We start from the raw sequence: 9280 nt of genomic DNA on the forward strand, positions 1-9280 counted from the left end.
CGGGCGCGAAATCGCCTCGTCCGAGCCCAACCGCGCAGTGCGTTGGGAGGTGTTCCCCACCGAGATCGTCTCCACCGTCAAGGTCTACAAGACCCAGTCGGCGGATCTGGTCGCCGGCGGTCTTGCCGCCACCGTGGACATCTCCACCATCAGCCCGCTCGACTACACCGGCCCGGGATTCGTCGGCACCGCTGGCCCGGTGTTCTACGACCACGCCAAGGATGTGCACGGCTACAGCCCGTGGGGCAGCCGCTTCGGCGCCAGCTGGGTGCACAAGCTCAACGACAACCTGGCGGTCGCCTTCGGCGCCACCTACCAGAAGCAGAAGAACGCCAGCTCGTCGATCGGCAGCTGGGGCTATACCGATGCCACCACCTCGCGCGATGTGGATGGCGACGGCACCGTGGACCCGACCCCGTGGGGCGCGGCCGACCAGCTCAAGCTGATCGACCAAACCCGCACCGGCGCGATGGGCACCGTGCAGTGGCGCTCGGGCAATTTCGAGTTGAAGTTCGACGGCCTGTATTCGCGCATCGAAATCGACGAAGACCAGTTGCAGAACTGGTTCAACGGGCTGGCCTTCAGCACCTTCTCCGGCAGCACCAATCCATACACCACGCCGGGCTCGTCCTACACCATCGTCGATGGCGATGTGGTGGCCGGCACGCTGGCCAATTCGAACCTGCAGGTCGACCATGTGGTCAGCCACTACAACGAGGTCAAGACACTCACCGCCGGCGGTTTGAACGCCAAGTGGAGCGGCGATGTATGGACCTTGGGCAGCGACCTGTCGTTTTCGCAGGCCAAGCGCGACAACACCTGGCAGGCGGTGCGTTTCGGCAGCAACCCGGACACCATCTCGTTCGATTTCCGTCGCAGCGTCACCCCCACCATCAGCACCAGCTCGGACACTCCCGAATACGGCATTGCCGGGCAGACCGAGCCGCAGGCGCTGCGCGACAAGATTGCTGCGCTGGCACTCAACGCCAGCCGCGCCGTGGATGCCGGCCCGTTCACGTCGCTGGAACTGGGCGCACGCGCCGCGCGTCGCGAAAAACAGAACCGTCGCTTTCTCAGCAACCAGTCCGGCTACGATCAGCCGATCTCGGCGTATCAGGACCTGATCTACCCGGTCACCATGCCCGACTTGAACGTGCCCACGCTGACCGGCGGCAACATGGCCGAGATCGCACGCATCGGCTTTGGCGGGTTCGATCCGAACACGCTCGACGAACAACTGCTCGACCATTGGAACGTCAAGGAAGACGTGCGCGAAGCCTTCGCCAAAGCTGTCTTCAGCTCGCAACTGTTCGGCACCGATGTCACCGGCAATGTCGGCGTGCGCCTGGTCAACACCAGGACCACCAGCGAGGGTTTCGATTCGGTCGGCAGCACCATCCAGCCCAGCACCGGCAGCAAGGAATACACCGACGTGCTGCCCAGTGCCACGCTCAATTTCCTGATCGACGACCAGCGCATCCTGCGCTTTGCAGTGGCCAAGGTCATCGCACGTCCGCCGCTGGACGAACTGCGCACCGGCCGCCGTCTGGACGACCCCAGCGTGACCGTTGGCCAGCTCACCGGCAGCGGCGGCAACCCGCAGCTGGACCCGTTCAAGGCCACCCAGGTCGATGTCTCTTACGAGTGGTACTTCCACACCGAAGCGCTCGCCGCCCTGGCGGTGTATCGCAAGGAAGTGGATTCGAGCATCGGCTACCGCACCGACCGCGAAACGATCAACGGCCTGGATTACCTGGTCAGCGCGCCGTTCAATGGCGGTGGCGGCTACATCAATGGCGTGGAGCTCACCTTCCAGACGCCGTTCTACTTCATCCCGCACATGGAAAACTTCGGCGTCTACTCGAACTATTCGCTGGTCGATTCCAACCTCAAGGAATTCTCGCCGGAAGACAACCCGCTGCCGTTGAGCGGGCTGGCACGCAAGACCGGCACCTTCGACCTGTGGTACAGCAACGGCACCTTCGAAGCGCGCGTGGGCTACAAGTACCACAGCCCCTACACGGTGGTGTACGGCTGGAATGCCGCACGGCTGGCGCGCCTGCAAAGCGAAGGCACGGTGGATCTGAGCTTGAACTGGCAGTACAGCAAGCAGCTCGGCTTCCGTTTCCAGGCCAGCAATCTCACCCACGAGCCGTTGCGCGCCTATACCGACAACAAGCCCAACCGGCTGGCCAATCAGGACGATGGCGGCTACCAGGTATTCGGTCGCCGTTACCAGTTGGAAGCAACCTACAAGTTCTAGGCGTCGCTTGATCGGCTGCACATGCTGCTGCGCAGCCGATCTGATTGCACCTGCATAACACCGCAGCTACTAGGTGGAATCCAATCTGCAAGCCACGTTTGGACTCTGCACAGCGGCCGTGCAGCAGCACGGCCGCCTGCGGCATGCTGTCACCCGCTCCACGTTGTCTCTGTCGAGGAATTGCATGCGCTCACCACGCCGTCTCTGGACACCCGCGCTCCTGGCGCTGGCCATTTCCACCTTCGCACACGCCGCCCCGGCTCCGGCCACGTTGTATCTCGGCGCGGACCTGTCCTACGTCAACGAGATGGAAGAATGCGGTGTGCAATACCGCGAGAACGGCGTGGTCAAAGATCCGTTCGAACTGTTCCATGCGCACGGGGCCAATCTGGTGCGCGTACGCTTGTGGAACGATGCGCGCTGGACCCGCTACAGCGACCTGGCGGACGTCAAGAAGACCATTGCACGTGCACGCGCGCAAGGCATGCAGGTGCTGCTGGATCTGCACTACTCCGACGATTGGGCCGACGGCGAAAAGCAATTGATCCCCAAGGCCTGGGCCAGCATCGCCGACACCGATGAACTGGCACGCACGCTGTACGGCTTCACCTATGACACGCTCAGCGCGCTCGACCGTGCCGGTCTGATGCCCGAGCTCGTGCAAGTGGGCAACGAAAGCAATTCCGACCTGATGGACAGCACGCCCTGGGACAAAAAACGCCCCATCAACTGGCAGCGCAATGCCAAGCTGTTCAACGCCGGCATCAAGGCGGTGCGCGACATGAGCGTACGCTCGGCGATCAAACCGCGGGTGATGCTGCATATCGCCCAGCCGGAAAATGTGGAGCCGTGGTTCGCCGACGCCACCAAGGCCGGCGTCACCGATTTCGATCTGATCGGCATCAGCTACTACCGTAAATGGTCCACGCAATCGATGGCCGAGCTGGGCAAGACCATCAGGCGTTTGCGCGGCCGCTACGATGCCGATGTGGTGGTAGTGGAAACCGCGTACCCGTGGACGCTGGACTCCGGCGACACCTCGCACAATCTGCTCGGCGAGGATTCGCTGATTGCCGGCTACCCGGCCACGCCGCAAGGCCAGGCGCGCTACATGGTGGACCTCACCCAACTGGTCATCGATACCGGCGGCGCCGGCGTGGTGTATTGGGAGCCGGCATGGACCAGCAGCCATTGCAAAACGCGTTGGGGCACCGGCTCGTCGTGGGAAAACGCCAGCTTCTTCGACTTCAAGCACGGCAACGAGGTGTTGCCGGCGATCGACTTCATGCGCCACCCGTATACCGGTGTGCCTGCATCGCGTGCATCCGACGCGGGCAAGCATGATGCGAGCGCGCCAGAGAGTTCTGTAGATGCCGGCAAAAGGACGCAGCCATGAGTGGTATCAATCGACGCGAGTTGCTGCGCGGCATGCTGGCCAGTGGGGTAAGCGCCGCACTGCCGATGGGCGCAGCCGGCACTTTGGCATCGCCTGGCGCGACGGCTGCACCTGCGGCCAAAAACACCGTATCGACAGCGGCATTAGGCGATGCAGCACTGGCGCCGCGGGAGCGTCTGCTGTTCGACTTCGGTTGGCGCTTCCACCTGGGCCATGCCAGCGATGCACCGCGCGATTTCGAATTCGGCACCTTCCAACGCACCTTCGCCAAGGCCGGCAAGGACACCGCGACCGCCGCGCAACTGGCATTCGACGACAGCGCCTGGCAGCAGGTGGACTTGCCGCACGACTGGGCCGTCGGTTTGCCATTTCGGCAGGAGCCGATCTCGGCCTTCATGACCGAGGAAGACCCGGCCGCTGCACACGGCTACAAGCCGCTGGGCACGAGTTTCCCGGAGAACAGCGTGGGCTGGTACCGGCGCACGCTGCAGATTCCGGCAAGCGATCTGGGCAAGCGCATCAGCCTGGTGTTGGATGGCGTGTTCCGTGAGTGCATCGTGTTCTGCAATGGCCACATCGTCGGCCGTCACGCGAGCGGCTACTGCGGCTTCGAGGTCGACCTCAGCGAAGTGCTCGACTACGGCAAGCCCAACATCATCGCCATCCGCGTGGATGCCACGCTGGGCGAAGGCTGGTTTTACGAAGGCGCCGGCATCTACCGGCATGTGTGGCTACAGAAGACCGACCCCCTCCACATTCCGCAAGACGGTGTGTTCGTACGCGGCAGCGTGCAGGACGGCAACGCCACTGCGCAGCTCTCCACCGAAGTGCGCAACGACGGCACCGCGCCACGCCAGTGCGTGGTGCAGGCGCGCATTGCCGCACCGGATGGACGCACCGTGGCGCAGGCGGCCAGCGCAGCGATCACGGTCGCGCCCGGCCAGGTGCAGGTGGTCGAACAGACCCTGCCGCTCGGGCAGGCGGCGCTGTGGTCGATCGACACCCCGCAGCTCTACAGCCTGACCACCAGCGTGCACAGCGACGGCACCGCGCTCGATGCGCTGGTGACGCCGTTCGGCGTGCGCAGCATCGCCTTCGATGCGCAACGCGGTTTCCTGTTGAACGGCGCACCGCTCAAGCTGCATGGCACCAACAATCCCCAGGATCATGCCGGTGTCGGCACCGCCATTCCGGACGCCTTGCACGCCTGGCGCCTGCGCCAGCTCAAGTCGATGGGCTGCAACGCGTATCGCAGCTCGCATAATCCGGCCACGCCGGAATTGCTCGCGCTGTGCGACCGCCTCGGCATGTTGGTGATCGAAGAAACCCGCCGCATGTCGACCGACCCCGAAGCGATGGGCGAACTGGAAACGATGGTGCGGCGTGGCCGCAATCATCCCAGCGTCATCCTGTGGTCGCTCGGCAACGAAGAGCCGCAGCAAGTGACCGAGCGCGGTGCACGCATCGTGACCCGCATGCAACAACGCGTGCGCCAGCTCGACCCCACCCGCCCCACCACCTTCGCGATGGACAAGGGCTTCGGTGATGGCGTGGGCCAGGTGGTGGATGTGGTCGGCTTCAACTACCGCACCAGCCAGATGGATGGCTTCCATGCGCAATATCCCCACATCCCGATCTACGGCAGCGAAACCGGCAGCACCGTGTCAGTGCGCGGCAACTATCAGCGCGACGACCAACGCGGCCATACCCGTGCCTACGACCTGGACCACCCCTGGTGGGCCAGCACCGCCGAAGCCTGGTGGAGCTATGTCGCGCAACGCCCGTACATTGCCGGCGGCTTCATCTGGACCGGTTTCGACTATCGCGGCGAGCCCACGCCCTACAACCGCTGGCCGAATGTGGCTTCGCAATTCGGCGTACTCGATAGCTGCGGTTTTCCGAAAGACAACTACTGGCACTACCGCGCGCAGTGGACCAGCGAACCGGTACTGCATCTGTTCCCGCACTGGAACTGGGACGGCTTGCTGCAGCCCGACGACAACGGCCGCATCGCGGTCTGGTGCCACAGCAATCTCGAGGCGGTGGAACTGCTGGTCAACGGCATCAGCCAGGGCTTGCAGCAAGTACCGGCTTACGGCCATGTCCAATGGCGTGTGGTCTATGCGCCCGGCATGATCGAAGCGCGCGGCTATCGCGGCGGCAAGCTGGTGCTGAGCGAGCGTCGCCAAACCACGGGCAAGCCGGCGGCGATTCGCTTGAGTTGCGATCGCAACGCGCTGCGTGCCGATGCCGAAGACGTCGCAGTGGTCAAGGTGGAAATCGTCGACGCACAAGGCCGCCTGGTACCGACTGCCGACAACCTGGTGCAGTTCGCGCTGCGCGGACCTGCACGGCCGATTGGGGTCGGCAATGGCGACCCCAGCAGCCACGAAGACGACAAGGCGCCGCGGCGCAAGGCGTTCAACGGCCTGTGTGCGGCGCTGCTGCAAACCACGCGCAGCAGCGGCGACATCGTGCTGCAGGCGACCGCGCCTGGGCTGACCGCATCCACGTTGCGCCTGCCTGCCGAGCCCACGCGATCGCGCGCGTCGGTGGCTTGAAACGCAGTCGCTGCGTACGGCAACGGAACGTGCTGCGTTACCTGGGCCAGTGGCGGCCTCGGTAGCGTCGCGATGCCATACGCGAGTCGAAGGCCATCCATCGGTATGTGTGCTGACGGGGATGGCCGAGCAGGTGATCCCAGGTAGAAAGATCGCATGCGGGCGTTGGCCGCGGCCAGAACATCGTCGGCAGTGCTGACCGGTCAGCTCGCGACCGTTCGCGTGATACCGGCAACCTCAGGTCTGCGCACTTCCGGCAGCCGGGTCGCGCGGAAAATAGCGGTTGAGTTTTTCTTCCCACGCGCGGAATTGCTCCAAGGTCTGGGCATCCATCGGACGCGGGTCGTCGGCCAGCGCCTTCTTCTGCGCCACATAGGCGATGCGCTGGGACGACAGTTCATCCCACGCCTTCCTGAGCATGACCGGATCCGGATGCGAGACCAGCATCGCCTCCAGCAGCGTGGCCTGGGCCACGCGCGCGGCCAGCAGATCGCTGAGCGCCTCGGTCACGGCCTGCATGCACTCGTGTTGTTTCTGTTGCATATCCAGCCAGCTCGCTTGCGTAATGCGCCGCGCACCATAGCGCCTGATCTGGAACGGCGGCGTGCAAGGCAGGTTGAAGATCCAGGTCACCGCGTGGTGCGACTGCGGCCAGCGCCCTCTGCATCGCTTCGCTTGACCTCGCTCAACGCACGAAACTGTGCCACTCAGCGTCCCCTCCCACGCGGCGCACAACCGCGCGGGAGCGCACGTGCTCATCGCAAGCGTGAGAACGCGCCGATCCCTGCGATCGCCAGCCGCTCGGCGGGAACGGCCGTTTCCGCGAACGACAGCCGCAGATAGCGGATCTGGCGGACTCCGGGGAAATTCAGTCGCTGGGTCGAGAGCGCATAGGCGATGTTGGAGAGCTCGCCGGCGCCCGCTGGCTGCCAGTGCTGGCCATCTTCGCTGGTCTCGGCGCGATAGCCCTTCGGCGGCGCAGCACCGGTCATCACTGCGCGCGAGGGCGTGAGGCTGAACCCGGCAACCTGACGCGAGCCGCCGAGGTCGATGGTTACCTGCATGGGATGGCCCGGCGTCGGTGCGGGCGTGATCCAGATCGTGCTGGCATCGTCGTCGAGCAACGTCTCCGCCCCTGGCGCGCTCGCCTCGACGATGCGCCAGCCGGCGGTGGACAGCACATCCGGCGCTGTCGCCATCGGACGTGCGACCGGCACCGGCGCAACGGCGCGGAACAGGGCCAATTCGCTGATCGCCGGGCAGACCGGCGCCTCGAGCACGACCAGGCGCACCCGGCGTGCGGCGATCGGGCGCTCCAGACGCACGATCCGCTGGGCACCGATGCACTGCGCCTCGGCCAGCCGCCGCCACTGCCCATCGACCTCGGCTTCGACCGCGAAGCGGGTAACGCGCACGCCCAGCGGCAGATACTCGCGCAACCGGATCAGGTCGAAGCTGTGCGCGCTCGACAGTTCCAGCGTCAGCGTCGGCGTGGTGACCTCGTCCGGCGTGGACCAGTAGCTGTCCGGCTGGCGATCGAGTACGCGCGCCGGCTCGAACCCGGCACCGCGCGAGGCGCTGGCGCTGGCCTTGGCGCCCTTGGCCAGGTCGATGGCGAAGCTGGCGCGGATCGCGTCGCCGAAACTCTGCAGCACCGCCACGTCGTGGTCGGGGATGCGGCCGCGCCGGTCGGGCGGCAGGTTCAGGTTCATGTTGGTACCGCGCGCCACCGAGGTGTCGAAATAGCGCACCAGATTCTCCGGGCTCCGCACCTTGCCGTCTTCGTCGGCGTGATAGAACCAGCCCGGACGGATCGACGTATTGGTTTCGGCCGGCCACCACAACGCCCCTCCGCGCACGCCGGAATTGCCGTTTTCCTGCGTGTACGGCGCATTGGGCATGGTCGGCCAGGACGGATCGCCGGCAATGCCATCTTCGTTGCCGCCCCACCGGATATCGGCGCCAAGCGGATCGAAGGTACATGCCATAGGCTGATGCCGATGCACCAGCTCGATCATCCGCGGCCAGTTGTAGTACGCAGGCGCATCGATCTTGCGCGATTCGCGCGCCCCACCGTAATAACCATCGCCGCCATTGGCGCCGTCGAACCAGAACTCGAACAGATCCCCGTAGCCTGTGCAGAGTTCGACGATCTGCTTGCGGAAATAGTCCAGATAGCCAGGGCGGCCATATTCGGCGTGGTTGCGATCCCAGGGAGACAAATAGATACCGAAGGCCAGGCCAGCGCGTCGACACGCCGCGGCCATCTCGCCGACGATGTCACCCTTGCCGTCTTTGTAGGGCGAATTGCGGATGCAATGCTCGGTCAGGCGTGTCGGCCAAAGACAGAATCCATCGTGATGCTTGGCAGTGAAAATAAGCCCTTTCAGATTGCCGGCCTTCGCAGCAGCGACGATCTGGTCGGCTGAAAAATCGCTGGGATCGAATTTGCGCGGATCCTCGTCGCCGTAGCCCCATTCCTTGTCGGTGAAGGTGTTCATCGCAAAATGCACGAAGGCATATTGCTCCCACCGATGCCAGCGCAGCTGGCGCGGGCTGGGCACCGCACCCCACGGCGCCGGCCCGCTGGCACGCGGCGTCTGCGCGATGCGGGCTGCCGACGCGCCGAAGCTGGCAGCGGCCACCACACCCGTGGCAAGAAAGGTACGACGATCGATCATTGGCGACTTCCGACTTTGCACAAGTTTCGATCTTAGCTTTTCCGACGGCGAAGAGTCCCAAAACAACAGCCGGTGTGTGCAATGCGCCGCGCACACGCAGGCATTTGCGCGACGAGCGCCGAATAACGTGCCAAGCAAGTCGAGCAAGCGCCGTTTGACGACTGATGGCCGCGCCGCACGCTGCGTTGTTGGTGCTCGCATGGCCGCATCTTGCGTACGCGAAGCAAGTTCCGCGAACAGAACGAACAGTGGCTGGCCGACGACAACCAATAAGGACCACACGACAGCGTCGGCGTGCCAACACCTGCCAAGTTTTGTCATCAACATTGACCGTAGAGGTCTGATCTTGACCGGTACTGATTTGCGGGAAGTCCACAGG

General features: G+C 64.5%; 5 protein-coding genes. 3 read left to right on the forward strand and 2 right to left on the reverse strand.

Annotated elements, in window-relative coordinates:
• The 3 genes from LN450_RS07765 to galA form a co-directional block, all read left to right on the forward strand.
• Positions 1-2263 (forward strand): TonB-dependent receptor (locus LN450_RS07765; RefSeq protein ID WP_228892735.1); only part of this gene is annotated, 2263 nt, incomplete at its 5' end.
• Between the two features lie 184 nt (positions 2264-2447).
• On the forward strand, positions 2448-3659 hold the full coding sequence (locus tag LN450_RS07770; protein WP_011346804.1) for a glycoside hydrolase family 53 protein: 1212 nt from the start codon (positions 2448-2450) through the stop codon (positions 3657-3659).
• A complete protein-coding gene (gene galA, locus LN450_RS07775; RefSeq protein ID WP_011346803.1) occupies positions 3656-6220 on the forward strand; it encodes a beta-galactosidase GalA in 2565 nt (854 codons plus the stop codon). The genes LN450_RS07770 and galA overlap by 4 nt, the downstream gene beginning before the upstream one ends.
• 237 nt (positions 6221-6457) lie before the next feature.
• On the opposite strand, the gene LN450_RS07780 is transcribed toward galA, so the two are convergent.
• Positions 6458-6811 (reverse strand): hypothetical protein, encoded by a 354-nt coding sequence (locus LN450_RS07780; RefSeq protein WP_039417787.1) that lies wholly within the window; start codon positions 6809-6811, stop codon positions 6458-6460.
• A 164-nt stretch (positions 6812-6975) separates the two neighbouring features.
• The gene (locus LN450_RS07785; RefSeq protein WP_039417785.1) at positions 6976-8901 is read right to left on the reverse strand and encodes an alpha-L-fucosidase; all 1926 of its coding nucleotides are present in this window, start codon (positions 8899-8901) and stop codon (positions 6976-6978) included.
• Positions 8902-9280: the final 379 nt, after the last annotated feature.

This window comes from Xanthomonas euvesicatoria pv. euvesicatoria, from assembly GCF_020880415.1.
In the GTDB taxonomy this organism is placed as follows: domain Bacteria; phylum Pseudomonadota; class Gammaproteobacteria; order Xanthomonadales; family Xanthomonadaceae; genus Xanthomonas; species Xanthomonas euvesicatoria.